Origin of the sequence: Ammoniphilus sp. CFH 90114 (genome assembly GCF_004123195.1) — a bacterium.
In the GTDB taxonomy this organism is placed as follows: Bacteria; Bacillota; Bacilli; order Aneurinibacillales; family RAOX-1; genus YIM-78166.
Map to the genome: position 1 here is coordinate 329,136 of NZ_SDLI01000002.1, position 16,077 is coordinate 345,212.

Here is a 16,077-nt window from a genome sequence, read left to right on the forward strand (position 1 = left end):
ATATACTCAATTCACTTTCTTTTAATCAACTGTTATTTCTTCTACATTATTGGTTGACTTAGTCTTACGCTTATAGTACCATAAAAAAACATCAAATCGAAATCATTTTGATTTAAGTAAAATCAAGGAGGAAAAGAAGATGCGCGTAACGGTTACCCTAGCTTGTACAGAATGTGGAGATCGCAATTATACAACTACGAAGAATAAAAGAAAGCACCCTGATCGTATGGAGCTTCGCAAGTTTTGTCCAAGATTAAACAAGTATACGATTCATAAAGAAACTCGCTAATTAATGAAGAGACTCCGCGATCAGTAAAGCGGAGTTTTTGCATGTACAGAGTTCTTGCATTTCTCCCGTATTACCGATAGGATGGACAGAAAAAAGGATGAATCTTGCAATGAAATCAAAGGTGAACGTATATATACTAACTGGGTTCCTTGGGAGTGGAAAAAGTACACTCCTAGCAAGGCTTCTCGCCAATGAGAAAGCCCAGGGCAACAAAGTCGGAGTGATAATGAATGAATTGGGAGAGATTAGTATTGATTCTTCCATTGTTCCAGGTGACGCTCCTCTAAAGGAGTTACTGGGTGGTTGTATTTGCTGCAGTATTCAAGGTGAGTTGTCTTTACAGCTATCCCAGATGCTCGGAGAGTATGAACTGGATTCTATTTATATCGAAGCAACAGGGGCAGCTCATCCGATGGAGATTATCCATGCTTGTTCACATCCAACATTTTCCTATAAGGTCCATATACAAGCGGTTATTTCTATGGTTGATGCGAAGCAGTGGAGCGAACGGGCAACTCTTAAACCAAAGGTAACAAAGCTAATTGAAGACCAGGTGAAATATGCTGATGTGCTGATCATTAATAAAATAGATAAAGTAGACCCATCGGGGTGGCAGGGTATTGAAAAGGATGTGGCAACTCTTAATCCGAAAGCTTACATATTACCAACGCAATACGCTTCAGTAGATCCCAACTTCCTTCAGGGAGTTAGCCATAAAGGAAAAACGGTTGACGGGTATACGCCGGCACATGTTCAACACTCTCTACATTTACGTACATTTTCTAGAGAGCTAGAAGGGCCGGTAGATCGCCTCCGTTTTGAATCTTGGATGAAAAATCTACCGGGTACGATATATAGAGGGAAAGGTTTTCTCCAATTGACTGAATCACCTGGACTTTTCTCCTACCAATTCGCGTACGGGGAATCCATGTTTGTGCCTTTCCAATCGGAAAGACCCATTCAACCTGTAATCGTGATAATTGGAGAGGACTTGGAGCATGAGCGTATGGAAAAAGAGTTACGAGAATTGCAACAGCTACGCTCTGTAGATCAATATAGATATTAATGGAATAGCTTTTTTAAGAGACCTCATTGATTTGAGGTCTCTTTATTTTTGAGAAACAGAATCATTTCTGATTATGTCAATATTATAGACTTGTCCGCATATAGATTAGGTATATGATGTGGATGGAGGAAGTAGAGGGTGCATACGATTCGTTCTTTTTTCTTTGAGTTAACTGGAGTAGTTATTCTTGCAACTGTGATGTTTATGGTGTTATCCGGAGGGAACCTTTTGGGGATATCGTTTGAGGAGGATTCCTTTATTCCACCCTCTGTTTTGAATTTAAATACCATTTTCTTAAGCATTCTAATTGAAGCGATTCCTTTTGTTCTAATTGGTGTGCTGATAGCTGGTATGATACAGATATTTGTAACGGAAGATCATATTCAAAAATGGATGCCAAAAAATCGCTTTTTGGCCGTATTCATGAGCTGTGTGTTGGGCGGATTATTTCCGGCATGTGAATGTGGGATTGTACCCATTGTACGTCGTTTGATTGCTAAAGGAGTTCCTGTGTATGCAGGAGTAGGATTTTTACTGACAGGACCCATTATTAACCCCATTGTCATTTTATCTACCTATATGGCTTTTGGAAATGATGGTCAGATGGCCGGTATGCGAATGCTTCTTGGATTTACTGTCGCCCTCGTGGTTGCATCGATCATTAGTTTGATCTTTAAGGGCAATCAGCTAAAAAAGACGATGCAATCTGGTCAGGTGCAAAGCTCTAGCTCTATTCAACATGGCACCCAGCCTTTGTCCAAGAGAATTGAACAAATGTTTAAGCATTCTATCGACGAGTTTTTTGATATGGGTAAATACCTTATATTGGGAGCTTTCTTTGCTGCGTTTGTTCAAACTTATGTTTCGTCTGTTTGGTTAATGAAGCTTGGAGAGGGTGTTATCCTATCCACTCTTGTTATGATGGCTCTAGCTTTTCTGTTGTCCCTTTGTTCAGAAGCCGATGCGTTTATTGCTGCTTCCTTCCGAAATTTGTTTACGCCATCGGCTTTATTAGGGTTTCTTGTTTATGGCCCCATGCTTGATCTAAAAAATATGATCATGATGCACGCTGTCTTCCGGGCACGTTTTGTTATTGTGCTTTGCTCACTGATTTCGATCGTTGTGTTCGCAAGCATTATGTTGATTCAATTGTGGGTATAAGGAGGAAAAGTATGATTTCATTTTCTCAACAACTGTTAAGAGCGATCATTCTACTTAGTTTTTCAGGTCTTATCTTCATGCTCCACCATACAGGGGAGATGAGTAAATATATCAATATGAAATATTCAGGCTTAAGTAAAATCGCTTCTCTAATCTTTCTCTTTCTTTTTTTTATCCAGATAAAGAACTTGTGGTTGGGAGAAAAGAGGGAGGATCATGAGTGTCATGACGGATGCACTCATGATCACGGAGACCCAACAAAGTGGAATGTTCGAACAGGAGTAAGTTACGCAATTATTCTTTTGCCTCTACTCACAGGATTTCTCTTTCCAGCGAAGACGCTTGATGCAGCAATGGCGGCCAAAAAGGGGGTCTTAATTACACCTATAAAACCAACTCCCATTAAAGACCAACCTTCGGTTCATGAGGAATTGCCTGCTTCACCAATCGAAGAGGTGCATCATGCATCAAACCAGAACAATCTCTCCTACTTAGATGAGATTTATGAGGAAACGGTCAATGAAGTTATGGAGATGAATGAAATCAAACTAGAGGGAAAAAAATTTGCTGCTTATGCAGATTCTATTTTTCTATATCCAGAAAAGTTTAAAGGTAAATCCATTGAAATGACCGGCTTTGTCTATAAAGAGGAACAAATGAAAGAAGACGAGCTGGTTGTAGCCCGATTTCTTATCACGCACTGTGTGGCTGACGCAAGCGTAGTAGGCTTGCTTGCACAAATGGAGGATGCCCCTATCTTGACGCAAGACTCCTGGATAAAAGTGCGAGGGGTGATTGATACAGCAACTTATGGAGAATTTGAGATGCCGGTAATTAAAGTAAACAAATGGCAGACTGTAGAGCGACCAAGCGATCCTTACATTTATCCTTAAAGGTGTTCATTTTTTTGACACACTCTAGTTAAAAATAGCCCAGTCGAGTCATATAAAACGTCAACCATCCGGGTGTAAAATGATGAGGAACTCAACTCAATTAGGGAAGGATGGAATCGGTGATGAGAAAAGTTTGGATTAGCCTTGTTGCTGTAGTGGTCTTACTTATGACGGCTTGTTCGCAAGGGCAAGGGACAAAACTCAATGATATAGAGGTAAGTTTTAACGGAGCTCAAGCAGTCGTTCCAACGGGGCAGAAGACTCTCTATACTGTAGAACTTAAGGATAAAGATGGGAAGGCCATCGATGTTGAAAAAGTGTATTTGTATATGAATATGAACATGATGAATCATCCAACAGAAGGAACGATGAAAAGAGTGAATCCAGGAACCTACCAATTAGAGTTGCCATTAGCCATGGCTGGGGAATGGTATGCTCATGTGACGATAACCGAAGCAGGCGTGGAGAGAAAAGTGGAAGGGTTCACTCAGCAGGCAGATGGTGATAAGCATATGGAGTTAATGAAAGGATACCATGCGGACGAACAGAAGTAGCGCGGATGGGAGGTGAGGGATACATGAGGAAGAATATTCTTTCTTTGATTCCCCTGGTATTGTTAGTTGGATTAGTTGGGTTTATCGTATTCTCTACTCTGGCAGAAGAAGAAACTTTAATTATTACCTCCCTCGAACAAGGGCAAGAGATGGACTTAAAGCAATATATCGGAAAAGGAAAGACGATTTTGCACTTTGTAGCGGTTCCCTGTGACTGTTGTTCCTTTACGATTCCTTATATCAAGCAGTTTCAGCAAGAACATCCTGACTTTCATATTGTGACCATTGTGTTTAGTGGTAAAGAAAAGGAAATTAGAGAAAAGTTTAAAGAATATAATGTACACCATCCATGGGGAGTAGATTTAGACAAGCGGTTAGCCAATCAATATCGAGTGTTAGGTTCGCCTACGTTTGTGTTTTTTAATGAGAAAGGCGATCATATCGGAAGCTTTCCCTTTGTCATCACTAGTGCACAAGATCTTCTTGATCAATATCAAAAAGCAGAAAGTCAAGTGAAACGATGAATATGATGTTAGCTTTTGGTGCAGGTATTCTGTCCTTTGTGTCTCCTTGCATCCTACCTCTCATACCTAGCTATCTTGCTATGATTACAGGAATTTCGGCATCTGATTGGCAGAAAGGCAAGCCTCAGGGAAGAGAGAACCTTCTTCGTATTGCCGTGTTTGTAGGCGGGTTAATCCTGCCGCTTGTGTTGCTAGGGATGTCAGCTTCCACAGTAGGTCAATGGTTATCTACTTATCAGAAGCTGTTAACTCAGTTGTTAGGTTTAATTGTTGTTATCTTTGGATTTCATCTATTAGGCTGGCTTCGCATTACTTGGTTTAATAGAGAGTACCGTTTGAACTCTTTATTTAATGGGAAACGAAGCACATGGAGTATTGGGCTTATGGGTGTAGCGTTCGGCTTAGGATGGACGCCTTGTATCGGCCCGATGTTAAGTTCAATCCTAGTCCTTGCGAGTCAAACCCAGACCATGTGGGAGGGAGGACTTCTATTGCTAGCTTATGGTCTAGGTTTAGGTCTTCCTTTCTTGTTCATTGGGCTGCTTAGTCAGATGGCGATGGAATGGCTATCACGCTTAAAAAAGTATATGCAATGGCTCTCTTGGGGTAGTGGTTTATTGCTTGTGATCATTGGATGTTTGTTGATATTTGGGAAGTTCCATTATTTATCATTTATGTAGTGTGCTGAGGTGAATTTTTATTTATTTCACCAATCATGTAGGGGACTCGTAATCTTTAGTACATCTATGTGTGAGTGGTCAACCGCGCCGTTTTTCCTTTACTTGTTGTTTATGAAAAAGAAGAGGGTTGCTCAAAGGTCGGAATAACCGACTCCTGGGGGCACCCTTTTTTATTTGAGGAGATTATTGTAGGTCAGGGTGTGAGTCAGGACATTAAAGCTCGAACCTTATGGCCGGATCAGGCCCGGGTTTCGTGCCCAGTCAGCTAATTTGAGGGCGTCAAAGCGTCGGAATGGCACCCTGAAATCGCTGATGAACCAAATTGGGCATCAAAACGTGGGAATGACACCCTGAAATCGGGGTTGAGCTAATTTGGGGGCATCAAAACGCGTGAATGATACCCTGAAATCGCGGATGGACCAATTTGGGGGCATTAAAACGCGTGAATGGCACCCTGAAATCGCTGATGAACCAAATTGGGGGCATCAAAGCGCGTGAATGATACCCTGAAATCGCGGATGGACCAATTTGGGGGCATCAAAGCACCGGAATGGTGCCCTAAAATCGCTGATGAACCAATTTGAGGGCGTCAAAGCGTGGGAATGGTGCCNTAAAACGCGTGAATGGCACCCTGAAATCGCTGATGAACCAAATTGGGGGCATCAAAGCGCGTGAATGATACCCTGAAATCGCGGATGGACCAATTTGGGGGCATCAAAGCACCGGAATGGTGCCCTAAAATCGCTGATGAACCAATTTGAGGGCGTCAAAGCGTGGGAATGGTGCCCTAAAATCGCTGATGAACCAATTTGAGGGCGTCAAAGCGTGGGAATGGTGCCCTAAAATCGCTGATGAACCAATTTTGGGGCATCAAAACAGAATGACGCCCTGAAAAGCACCGGAACCAACCAGGGCATCAATATCCGATATGATAACAACAAAAAACTAGTTGATAATAGGAGTTATTACGATTATATTTATAGATATAAAGCTAGAATCGCGATCCTTAAGGCAAACACGAAGTGAATTTTTATGGGAAGAATACCAGCAGTCATCCTAAGCAGATTTCTTGGATCGGTAAACAACTCTCTTAATTAGATTAGACTGTTAGAGGAGGCTAAGAGTAGAGGTCTTATGCCAGCAGTTTTAATGAATGAATTAGAAAAAGCGGATGTAGATGGTCACATCATAATGGAGAAGCTTTTTAACCTATGCTGGATCAGCAAGATGAAGTTGCAGGAGTTTTAGAGATGCTGCTACAACGTTCTCCAGATGTTCTTTTTATGGAATTGACTAAAGTAACTGACCCGGGGGAGATAGCCGATCCTCTTACGGAACGTACTCTTATCGAGAAAGTATATTTACATAAGATCATCAGATTAGTGGATACAGAACATGTTTTGGAATACAATAGTATTTTCAGTCAGATCGAAAACTGGATTAGACGTCTATTTGTTTTACAAACTATAGTGAGCTAGAAAGAGAAAGGAGGGAAAGTATGGCAAAGTCAAGGGAGGCATTAGAGGAGATCGTCTTATCTCATCATACAATGGAGCATTGGCATCGTAGAAGAGTAGAGGTAGAACGATGGGCAGAGGGGCAGAAGGTCGCTAGAAGGCCTAAATCTGTAAAATGGCTAAAGCATGATTATGTTGATGAGGAGCTCTATTCTGTTCTCTCGGTATTAAATCAGTGTGGAATTTCAACAGAATATTCTTGTGCAGGGGTTAGTGTACTAGATGACCCCGAGGATCATTCTTTATATGCTTATTTAACCTTTTACGATACGGATGTTGCTTCGTCCTATGTAAACTATCTGATGGAAAAAATGAAACATCGGCTTATGGTCATCTACGAGCCAGCTCGGAATCGATTTGATCTCTCCTCTTTCTACATTCAGCATAATCGATCTTTTTGTTTACTGCTACATTATTATACCTTTCAATTTTTTAGTGACCAAAAGCTCTCCAATAAGATAACCGTGACATAAGGTTATCTTTTTTTTCGTCTATAAATAGCTCTAGCTAGCCATATTAACAGAAGATGATTTTCGCTATACTATTAATTAAAAAATATGAAGATGCGGGGCTGTCCAAACTCATGACTTATAGCCAATTAAAATGGTTTACGATACTTCTTCCTACGATTATTATCGGAGGGTTTGAATATATTCGCCATGACTTTCTTCTTGATTATATATCTATGGAGGAAGGGAACCTCTATATTACCATTCTTACTTTTGTACTTTCTTATATTTTTGCTACATGGATGTTCAATAAAATTAAGGAAATGAATCAAAAAATCGTCGGGGAACAATCGAGAAGAGCAGTTTATGAAGAACAGGAACGGTTAGCTAGAGAGCTGCATGATAATATTGCACAAGGATTGTTCTTTCTAAAGGTGAAGCTCAAGCAAGGAGACTTAGGTGAAGCGCGGATGGCGGTCAATGAGATCGATAATAACCTTAGACAGGCGATTTTTAATCTTAGGACTTTACCGGATGAATCCATTACGTTTACTCATCGCTTGGGAAAGTGGTTGGGTGAATGGTGTGATGTAACGGGAATTGAAATTAGTAAAAAAGTGGGCATCCCCCAAGGTTACTTTACCACCGGGGAAGAGGTTCAACTGTTTGGTATTATCCAAGAGGCGTTCACCAATATTCGAAAGCATGCGAGAGCAAACCACGCAGAAATTCACTTGAAAACAGGACCAGAAGGATGGTTCTTAGTTATTGCGGATGACGGTAAGGGAATGAATTATACAGCCCCACAGAAGAACCATTTCGGATTGTCTATGATTCAGGAGCGTGCCAATAAGCTAGGGGCAACCCTAGTATTGGAGAGCCCCCCACAGGGTGGAACGAAGCTTACGATTACAGTGAAAAAGGATGGGAAGTAAGATGGAGAATACCTATCGTGTTCTTATTGCAGATGATCATCCATTGGCAAGAAAAGCGATTAAGAGTTTATTAGCTAGTGATTCTTCATTTTTACTAGTGGGTGAGGCCATCGACGGAGAGGAGGCTTATTCTCAGTGCAAGGAGTTACAGCCTGATCTCGTCCTGATGGATATTCATATGCCAGGGATGAATGGATTAGAAGCTACTCGACTGATCAAGCAAAGCTTTCCTAAAATAAAAGTAGTGATCCTCAGTGTTTCGGATGATATTGCGGACTTGTTTACAGCGATTCAATTTGGTGCCCAGGGTTACCTATTGAAGAATATGGATCCTGATGATTGGATCACGTATCTTCATGCTTTGATTGATGGAACGGCTGATGTATCCAGAGAGCTAGCTGGACGGTTATTCTATCAATTTAGAGAAGGGGACATCCCTGATCAACCCAGTCCAGACACCCTTACACCAAGAGAGCGGGAAATCTTGATGCATGTAGCTGCAGGAGAAACGAACCGAGAGCTAGCGGAGAAGCTGCACATCTCAGAAAATACGGTAAAGAATCATATGAAGAATCTCTTAAAAAAACTTTACTTGGACAACCGTGTTCAATTGGCTTCCTATGCGGTGAAACACGGGTTAAGTTTGAAGAAATAGGGGATGTCATCCCTTCCTATTGTGAAACCGTTTAAACCTCTATACAATGTAGAAACAAGTACACCTAAGGTTGGAGGAAAAGTACATGATTGGACACGGTTTTAGTGAATATCAAGAATTAACTTTAGAACATTTGCGAGTGGAGGATATTCTCCATATGGGCCAATGGATTCATGTTTATGTCAGCTTCAAACTTGATTCTATCCCTCAAGGGCTATCCGATCCGAGCGCTTTAGTCATTTTGAATGATGAAAAAGAAGTAGTACAGATGGTTGTCCTTGATGAAGGATGTGACAGTGAATATAAGCTTACAGAAGTTGAGCAAAAGCAGATCTCCACTTTCCTTCAGGAACAAAAGGTATTGGAGAACTTATCATGCAAAGATGGATTCTAATGTGGATTTCCATGTACCTCTTAACCGGCTGTGGGACAGGGGTATCCCAAGAACACGAACAGGAGCTCAAACAGACACCGCTTCCTCCTCCCCAACCCCAACCTCCTCACTACGAGCATCGGCTCATGTTTGAACCCGAGGGGCGAATCCTGCAGGGGGAGACTAGTATTGAGGCGTGGAACCGCAGTGAGAAAGCTACAGATGAGGTTTATGTGCAGTTATTTCTTGGGGCATTTGAGAAAGATGACAAGAAACCACCTGTTCTTCCGAAATCTTTTTCCCGCGCCTATCCTCATGGAATCCAACTTGGACGAATCGATATACAGGAAGTGCTGATTAACGGAGAGCCTGCTTCCTTTCAACGTGAGAAAGCCATCCTTCAATTAGATCTTCCTGAGTCCTGGGGGATAAGTGAACCTTTATCCATCGATATGTTATGGACATCTCAACTACCGATGGTCCATCATCGTTTAGGTATGCAAGAAAAGGCGGTATGGTTTGGAAACGTACTCCCCATCTTAGCTGTCTATGATGGAGAATGGCATGCTAATCAATATGAAGCGGTAGGGGATCCTTTCTATAGTGAGGCAGGCAGTTACGAGGTCGAAATCACCACCCCAGAAGAGTACCAGGTAGTGATGACAGGTGAGGAGACAGAACAAATCATACAAGGTAAAAAAGTAACAACCTCGAGCGTCTCACAAGCCCGTGATTTTGTATTTGCTGTTAGCCCGGACCATCAGGTTCAAAGTATTACCTCGGATGGGGGAAAACAGATTCATCTTCACTATCGCCTTACTGCGCCCGGAGCAAGAGAGCTGGTCCTCAAGCGTGCTAAAGAGATGCTTGATTATATGGAACAGCGGGTTGGGATCTATCCATATACTCAACTTGATATCTATGAGAATGAAATGTTCATTACAGGAATGGAGTATCCGGGGTTGGTCTTTGTTCGATCGGATCGTTTGAATGATCCAAGAGGAATAGAAACGGTTGTTCATGAAATCGCCCATCAATGGTTCTATAACATCGTAGGAAATGATCCATTACGTGAACCTTGGTTAGATGAAGGATTCGCCACTTATTTTGCAGATGAGTTCCTTCATCAGAGCCGTTTAACGAAGTATTATGCTGAAGAAGGAAGTTACCTAAAAAGTAAGTTTCCCCAAACCAAAATACTTCCCGTTGAGGATTATCAGGATTGGTCGTCTTACTGGCGTGGCAACTATAGAAAAAGCAGCCTCATGATCTTCGCTCTACGCCAGGAATTGGGAGACGAAGCATTTAGCCGCTTCATTAAGGAATATACCGAGCATTTTCAGTTTAAGATTGTTAAGGGTGATGAATTTCAGTCTTTTGTCCAGCAATACACATCAAAAGATCTTAAACCCTTCTTCCAAGAGTGGCTGCCATAATAACGCATCGAAAGCTTTCAAAAGTTAGGAAATATGGGTACAATAGAAATGAAGAATTCAAATTTAAGGAGTGAATGATATGTCTATGATGTCTTTTGATGCATATATGAATCAGATGAAGCAGATGGTTCAACCTATGAGGGATGAACTTGTACAAGCGGGTTTTTCCGAATTAACTACACCAGAGGAAGTAGAGAAATTCTTCTCTGAACAGAAAGGAACCGCTCTTCTTGTCGTTAACTCTGTTTGCGGTTGTGCGGCAGGGATCGCTCGTCCTGCGGTTATTCATTCTCTTCAAGGTGATAAGAAGCCGGATCATTTGGTTACTGTTTTTGCTGGTCAAGATAAAGAAGCTACAGCTGAAGCACGCAAGCACATCGAAGGATTCCCGCCATCCTCTCCATCCGTTGCTTTGTTCAAGGATGGTAAATTAGTCCATTTCATCGAGCGTCATCAGATTGAAGGATATGATGCAGGATCGATCGTTGCTAATCTTCAAGGGGCTTTTGACAAGTATTGCGGATAGTAGGTTAGAAGGTGCCAGCCCTTTTAGGGTTGGCTTTTTTATTTTTTTGTAGAAGTTCACGCTGTTATTGCTTAAAATGTAAGGAAATGATCAAATAACAACACCAGAAGGATAATAACTAGAAAAATAGAGAGACATAGGTGATTACATGAGTGTAGAGAGCTTATTGGAACGATTGGAAGAAGGGCAAATCCAACTAGCTAAGGGAGCCCTGAAGCAACGTCTTGAAGAACTTCAGGCAAGGTTTACCAAAGCGGAGGACCGAGGCAATGCAGCAAAGATGGGCGAGTTATTGGAGAAATGGGACACAGGGGAGTTTGTCTTAGCTTTCTGCGGCCACTTCTCGGCAGGGAAGTCAACGATGATCAACACCCTCATGGGTAAGGAAATCTTACCGTCTAGTCCCATTCCTACGAGTGCAAATGTGGTGAAGGTTAAATCAGGAGAAGTTAAGGCTATTGCCTATTTGAAAAACAAGGCTCCAGTTACCTTTAACTATGTTGAAGAGCTCGACAAGCTAAAGGAGTTATGTAAGGACGGAGACGAAGTCGTAACCGTAGAAATTTACCATCCCAATGATTTTCTCATCAATGGGGCTACCCTATTAGACACCCCGGGAATTGACTCGACGGATGCGGCTCATAAAGTGGCGACTGAATCGGCTATGCACCTGGCGGATGTTGTGGTGTATATGATGGACTATAACCATGTCCAATCGGAGATCAACTTTCAATTTACAAAGACACTGAAGGAAAAAGGAAAGACGCTTTATCTGGTCATTAACCAAATTGATAAGCACTTTGACCTAGAGCTGGATTTCTCCGCTTTTCGACAGAGTGTAGAGGATTCGTTCAAGCAATGGGGAGTGGAGCCAGACGGCATCTACTATACTACGCTGAAGGTCCCAGATCATTCAGAGAACCAAATTGAAGAGATGCACGATAGGTTGTATTCTCTTTTCTTACAAAAGGATCAAGTTCTCCAGGAAAGTGTGCTACGTTCGGCATTAGATCTTGTTGGCGAGCATGAGCAGTTTATCCAAGGAAAAAGCCAGGCCAAAAAAACAGAATGGGAAGCAATTGTAGGGGTAGCCAATGCGAAAGAGACGGAAGATTCCTACCAAGAGCTGAAGACAAAGTTAGATCTGACGTTAAGTGCACCAAAGGAATTAAAGAATAAGCTCATGAAGGAATTACAAGGGGTTATCGATAATGCCAACATCACGCCTTACTCTATGCGTGATTTAGCTGCGAAGTACTTAGAAAGTTGCCAACCAGGTTTTAAGGTCGGTTTCTTATTCACAGCGGGTAAGACGCAACAAGAAAAAGAGGCACGACTGACCGCTTTTCATCAAGAGGTTGAAGAACAAACGAAAGCCAATTTGCAATGGCATGTGAAGGAGCTTTTATATCGCTTGCCGAAGGAAGCTGGTTTATCCGTTCCAGAAGACCTGATGCAGAGAATAGATAGCTTAGAAGTCTCCATTACTACAGAGCTTCTTTCTTCAAAGATTAAAGAAGGAGCTAGACTAACCGGAGATGCCGTTCTCAATTATACGAAAGACTTAGCTGATGACATTAAAGCAAGGTATCGTCGCTTAGCAATAGAAATCATTGATGACCTTATTGTCCTTTCCGAAAAAGAAGCGAAGATAGAAGAACAAAAACTTAAAGAGGAAGGGCAAGCTGTTCTAAAGGTGAAGGAAGCTTTTGAAGCCATTCGAGAACTCGAATGCAAAGAGCAAGGTTATATACAAGAGTTGAAGGAGAGTCTCCTGTTAGAGGGCGACACCATTCATCCATCCACCCATGCAGAAGAAAAGGCAAGCAGCCAACCTGCAGCTCGCAGATCCTGGAAAGATAAACAAGTGCCTACTCTTGTGAAGAAAGAAAAGGTGGATACTCTTGTATTGTCGGAGAACAACAAGGTCGCTACCTCACCTTTTAAGCAGGACTACAAATCTAAGCTGGTATCCACTGCCGCGAGGCTTCGCAAAGCAGCCAACCTTGTAGAAAGTCTTAAGGGGCAGGCTCTCGCTGCCAAGAATATGGTACAGCGTGCCGATCGACTAGAGCAAAACTTATTTACAGTAGCTTTGTTTGGAGCGTTTAGTGCAGGGAAATCTTCTTTTGCCAATGCTATGATGGGGGATATGATATTGCCCGTCTCACCGAATCCGACAACAGCCACGATCAATAAGATATTGCCGCCTAATGGTAAGTTCCCGCATGGAACTGTCCGCGTCAAGATCAAGAGTGAGCAAGATATGACGAAAGACGTGTTGCATTCTCTGGCGATCTTCCGGATTCAAGCGAGCTCCATTGAAGAAGCTGTGTCTAAGATTGATCGCATCAATATAGATGAGATTCTGCCTACAGCTAAACCGCATTATTCCTTTTTAGCGGCTGTTAAGAGGGGTCTTACTGCCATGGAAGGTCAATATGATCAAGAGGTTCTAGTTGGAATGGACGAATTTAAGGAATTGGTTGCGCAAGAGGACAAAGCTTGTTTTGTAGAGTGGATTGAGCTCTACTATTCTTGCCCTTTAACGGATCAAGGAATTTCCCTTGTAGATACCCCTGGAGCTGATTCCATCAATGCACGCCATACGGGGGTTGCTTTTGATTATATCAAGAATGCTGATGCGGTGTTATTTGTGACTTACTATAATCATGCTTTCTCCCACGCAGACCGAGAGTTCCTACAGCAGCTCGGAAGAGTCAAAGATACTTTTGAGATGGATAAGATGTTCTTCTTAGTGAATGCTGCCGATCTGGCCCGTTCTAAGGACGAATTGCAAGGGGTAGTTCAGCACGTAAAAGATAACCTCCTTACATGCGGGATTCGCAACCCGCGATTATATCCTGTTTCAAGCCAGACGGCACTTCTTGCCAGAATGCTAGGGGAAGGTAAGTTGTCGGATTCCGCGGAGAGAGTCTACAGGGAGAGAACGCAATCGGCCGAACGCCTTATGCCCCCGGCGGAAGCCCTTGCTTTCTCCGGATTCGAAGCCTTTGAGCAAGACTTTATTCGTTTTACGATTGAGGAGCTAACCGAAGTTGCCATTCAATCGGCGTTAGGAGAGATGAACCGTTCAAGTGCGACTCTTCGTTCATTTATTGAGTCAGCCAAAGAAGGGGAAGAAGTGAAGACGCGTAAAAGGTCACAGTATCTCGAGGCCAAAGATAAGGATGAAAGTACGGTAAGTTCCTTTAATTATGACCGGGAAAAAGGATCAGTGGAGAAGGAAGTTGAGGAACTGCTCTTCTATGTTAAACAGCGTTTGTTCTATGGATTTAATGATTGGTACAGCTTATCCTTTAATCCAGCCGTCATCAAGGAAGAAAAGGGAAGAGATAATAAGGCTATCCTGCAGCAATGTTTTGACGAGATGATCCGCAATATCGTTTTTTCTTTGGGCCAGGAACTTCGGGCAACTTCTTTACGCTTAGAGAAAACATTAAATCAATTAACTTCTCAGATCATAGAGGACATGCAAAAAGAACTTCAAGCTGTGTTAGAAATCCCATATCAGTCTTATTCATTAGCTGTACCTGAATTCCCAGAAGATCTGGATTACGATGGTTCATCTATTCGCAAGATTCTTTCACAATTTAAATCTCATAAGCAATTTTTCGAACAGGGAGGCAGGGATAAGATGCGAGAGAGCCTAGAGGAATGGGCTTCAGAACCTGTCACCACTTACTTGCAACAGTGTGGATCCAAAATGAAGCAATACTACCACGATCAGTTTGAGGAAAACACGGTGGAAAAGAAAAAGCAGCTCTTAGAGCAGCTAGAGGAACACTATGCAGGACTGTTTAGTGCTTTAGAGGACAAAGTGGATATCGATTACTTGGAGTCGGTTTTTCAGGAGCTCGAAATTTTACAGTCCAATTAATAAAAAGGCGGCCATATTGGTCGCCTTTTGTATTAAGTGAAATAACTAATTTCAGCTTGAGGAAAATAGGAATGGACGAGCCTTTCTAGATGCATCTGAAGTTCAGCTGCTTCATCCTTCTTATACACGTACTTTCCTCGTCCGTACTTTCCCCATTTATATTGGCGTTTGGTTTCGTCCATTTCTAATTTGGTTTTTGGATAACGTGCTAAGATCAGATTTTTAGCAACCTTAGTAAACCGATGTTGAATCAGTTCAAACGTTAAGTCTTTTGTAGCTGATGAAGGCAAGGCACGAGCCAGTAGTTCAAAAAGATCTTCGTACCCTTCTTTCCATCCGTCAAACCGATAGAGAGGGGCGGCAATAAAGCCTAACGGATATCCTGCTTCAGCCACCTTCTTAGCGGCTTCGATTCGATCCAAGAAAGAAGAGGTAGCAGGTTCAAAATTTCGAATCACATAATCGGCATTAATACTAAAACGAAATCGAGTATGACCATTGTGTTTCGCGTCGAGCAAGGAGTCTACATTGGCAAATTTAGTAACAAATCGTAGACGTCCTAATTCCTGTTGACCAAAATACTCGATCGTTCTTTTTAATGACCCTGTAATATGTTCAATCCCTACCGGATCTGAGGTACATGCGGCTTCGAATCGGGTGATTTCGGGAGCACGTTCTCTCATATATTTTTCTGCTTGCCCGTAGATTTCCTCTAGATTCACATACACTCGGATGTAGGGTTTGGTTCCTACATTCGTGTTCAAATAGCAATAATGGCAATGAGCCATACAACCCGTAGCTAGCGGTATAGCGTATTCTGCTGATGGCTTGGAGGGTTCAAATTTCAGGGATCTTTTTACTCCCACAACTAGTGTCCGTTTCGCGTTTCGATACCATTCCGGTGAACCCGATTCTCCTTGAATTCCTCGGACTTGGTTATGGGAAGTCGTCATCTGGATCGGGGTATTCGATCCTTTAAACCGATTCATGAGCTCCTTACCCAACGGATACTCAAGAGCTTGAGGCTCAAAGAAGACGACATCTGGCTCAAAAGGCTTGTTTACATGCTGGGTTTTTCTTTCTAGGGTTAGTGTCGCCATGATTTTCTCACCTCAGGC

The 16,077-nt window shown here is 42.2% G+C and carries 16 protein-coding genes; 15 read left to right on the top strand and 1 reads right to left on the bottom strand.

Features of this window, described 5'->3' with window-relative positions:
• Window positions 1–139 precede the first annotated feature (139 nt).
• The 15 genes from rpmG to EIZ39_RS06365 all read left to right on the top strand — a co-directional run bounded on the left by rpmG (window position 140) and on the right by EIZ39_RS06365 (window position 14,959).
• Complete coding sequence (gene rpmG / locus EIZ39_RS06295; RefSeq protein ID WP_129198588.1) at window positions 140–289, top strand: 50S ribosomal protein L33; 150 nt, start codon at window positions 140–142, stop codon at window positions 287–289.
• Between the two features lie 109 nt (window positions 290–398).
• Window positions 399–1,355: a CobW family GTP-binding protein gene (locus EIZ39_RS06300; RefSeq protein ID WP_164984933.1), complete on the top strand. Its 957-nt coding sequence runs from the start codon at window positions 399–401 to the stop codon at window positions 1,353–1,355.
• Window positions 1,356–1,553: 198 nt separating this feature from the next.
• Window positions 1,554–2,516, top strand: a complete 963-nt coding sequence (locus EIZ39_RS06305) for a permease (RefSeq protein ID WP_129199140.1) — start codon at window positions 1,554–1,556, stop codon at window positions 2,514–2,516.
• Window positions 2,517–2,527: 11 nt separating this feature from the next.
• Entirely contained in the window at window positions 2,528–3,409 is an 882-nt protein-coding gene (locus tag EIZ39_RS06310; protein ID WP_129198592.1) for a TIGR03943 family putative permease subunit, read from the top strand.
• A gap of 122 nt (window positions 3,410–3,531) precedes the next feature.
• Window positions 3,532–3,963: a FixH family protein gene (locus tag EIZ39_RS06315; RefSeq protein ID WP_164984934.1), complete on the top strand. Its 432-nt coding sequence runs from the start codon at window positions 3,532–3,534 to the stop codon at window positions 3,961–3,963.
• A gap of 23 nt (window positions 3,964–3,986) precedes the next feature.
• A complete protein-coding gene (locus EIZ39_RS06320) occupies window positions 3,987–4,487 on the top strand; it encodes a TlpA family protein disulfide reductase (protein WP_164984935.1) in 501 nt (166 codons plus the stop codon).
• Window positions 4,484–5,167 (top strand): cytochrome c biogenesis CcdA family protein, encoded by a 684-nt coding sequence (locus EIZ39_RS06325; protein ID WP_129198598.1) that lies wholly within the window; start codon window positions 4,484–4,486, stop codon window positions 5,165–5,167. The genes EIZ39_RS06320 and EIZ39_RS06325 overlap by 4 nt, the downstream gene beginning before the upstream one ends.
• 1,250 nt (window positions 5,168–6,417) lie before the next feature.
• The gene (locus EIZ39_RS06330; protein ID WP_129198600.1) at window positions 6,418–6,645 is read left to right on the top strand and encodes a P-loop NTPase family protein; all 228 of its coding nucleotides are present in this window, start codon (window positions 6,418–6,420) and stop codon (window positions 6,643–6,645) included.
• 20 nt (window positions 6,646–6,665) lie between these two features.
• A complete protein-coding gene (locus EIZ39_RS06335) occupies window positions 6,666–7,157 on the top strand; it encodes a hypothetical protein (protein WP_205668517.1) in 492 nt (163 codons plus the stop codon).
• 110 nt (window positions 7,158–7,267) lie between these two features.
• The gene (locus EIZ39_RS06340; protein ID WP_129199142.1) at window positions 7,268–8,068 is read left to right on the top strand and encodes a sensor histidine kinase; all 801 of its coding nucleotides are present in this window, start codon (window positions 7,268–7,270) and stop codon (window positions 8,066–8,068) included.
• Between the two features lies 1 nt (window position 8,069).
• Window positions 8,070–8,723, top strand: coding sequence for a response regulator (locus EIZ39_RS06345; protein WP_129199143.1), 654 nt, complete (start codon window positions 8,070–8,072; stop codon window positions 8,721–8,723).
• Window positions 8,724–8,808: 85 nt separating this feature from the next.
• Window positions 8,809–9,117, top strand: coding sequence for a hypothetical protein (locus EIZ39_RS06350; protein WP_129198602.1), 309 nt, complete (start codon window positions 8,809–8,811; stop codon window positions 9,115–9,117).
• Window positions 9,099–10,532: a M1 family metallopeptidase gene (locus tag EIZ39_RS06355; RefSeq protein WP_129198605.1), complete on the top strand. Its 1,434-nt coding sequence runs from the start codon at window positions 9,099–9,101 to the stop codon at window positions 10,530–10,532. The genes EIZ39_RS06350 and EIZ39_RS06355 overlap by 19 nt, the downstream gene beginning before the upstream one ends.
• A gap of 85 nt (window positions 10,533–10,617) precedes the next feature.
• Complete coding sequence (locus EIZ39_RS06360; protein WP_129199145.1) at window positions 10,618–11,058, top strand: BrxA/BrxB family bacilliredoxin; 441 nt, start codon at window positions 10,618–10,620, stop codon at window positions 11,056–11,058.
• Window positions 11,059–11,206: 148 nt separating this feature from the next.
• Window positions 11,207–14,959 carry a dynamin family protein gene (locus EIZ39_RS06365; protein ID WP_129198607.1) on the top strand — a complete coding sequence of 1,251 codons (3,753 nt, stop codon included), beginning with the start codon at window positions 11,207–11,209 and terminating at the stop codon, window positions 14,957–14,959.
• A 32-nt stretch (window positions 14,960–14,991) separates the two neighbouring features.
• On the opposite strand, the gene splB is transcribed toward EIZ39_RS06365, so the two are convergent.
• On the bottom strand, window positions 14,992–16,059 hold the full coding sequence (gene splB, locus EIZ39_RS06370; RefSeq protein WP_129198609.1) for a spore photoproduct lyase: 1,068 nt from the start codon (window positions 16,057–16,059) through the stop codon (window positions 14,992–14,994).
• Window positions 16,060–16,077 lie beyond the last annotated feature (18 nt).

Coding starts and splice junctions, on each gene's coding strand:
- rpmG (WP_129198588.1), top strand. CDS start 140: ATGCGCGTAACGGTTACCCTAGCTTGTACAGAATGTGGAGATCGCAAT.
- EIZ39_RS06300 (WP_164984933.1), top strand. CDS start 399: ATGAAATCAAAGGTGAACGTATATATACTAACTGGGTTCCTTGGGAGT.
- EIZ39_RS06305 (WP_129199140.1), top strand. CDS start 1,554: ATGTTTATGGTGTTATCCGGAGGGAACCTTTTGGGGATATCGTTTGAG.
- EIZ39_RS06310 (WP_129198592.1), top strand. CDS start 2,528: ATGATTTCATTTTCTCAACAACTGTTAAGAGCGATCATTCTACTTAGT.
- EIZ39_RS06315 (WP_164984934.1), top strand. CDS start 3,532: ATGAGAAAAGTTTGGATTAGCCTTGTTGCTGTAGTGGTCTTACTTATG.
- EIZ39_RS06320 (WP_164984935.1), top strand. CDS start 3,987: ATGAGGAAGAATATTCTTTCTTTGATTCCCCTGGTATTGTTAGTTGGA.
- EIZ39_RS06325 (WP_129198598.1), top strand. CDS start 4,484: ATGAATATGATGTTAGCTTTTGGTGCAGGTATTCTGTCCTTTGTGTCT.
- EIZ39_RS06330 (WP_129198600.1), top strand. CDS start 6,418: ATGCTGCTACAACGTTCTCCAGATGTTCTTTTTATGGAATTGACTAAA.
- EIZ39_RS06335 (WP_205668517.1), top strand. CDS start 6,666: ATGGCAAAGTCAAGGGAGGCATTAGAGGAGATCGTCTTATCTCATCAT.
- EIZ39_RS06340 (WP_129199142.1), top strand. CDS start 7,268: ATGACTTATAGCCAATTAAAATGGTTTACGATACTTCTTCCTACGATT.
- EIZ39_RS06345 (WP_129199143.1), top strand. CDS start 8,070: ATGGAGAATACCTATCGTGTTCTTATTGCAGATGATCATCCATTGGCA.
- EIZ39_RS06350 (WP_129198602.1), top strand. CDS start 8,809: ATGATTGGACACGGTTTTAGTGAATATCAAGAATTAACTTTAGAACAT.
- EIZ39_RS06355 (WP_129198605.1), top strand. CDS start 9,099: ATGCAAAGATGGATTCTAATGTGGATTTCCATGTACCTCTTAACCGGC.
- EIZ39_RS06360 (WP_129199145.1), top strand. CDS start 10,618: ATGATGTCTTTTGATGCATATATGAATCAGATGAAGCAGATGGTTCAA.
- EIZ39_RS06365 (WP_129198607.1), top strand. CDS start 11,207: ATGAGTGTAGAGAGCTTATTGGAACGATTGGAAGAAGGGCAAATCCAA.
- splB (WP_129198609.1), bottom strand. CDS start 16,059: ATGGCGACACTAACCCTAGAAAGAAAAACCCAGCATGTAAACAAGCCT.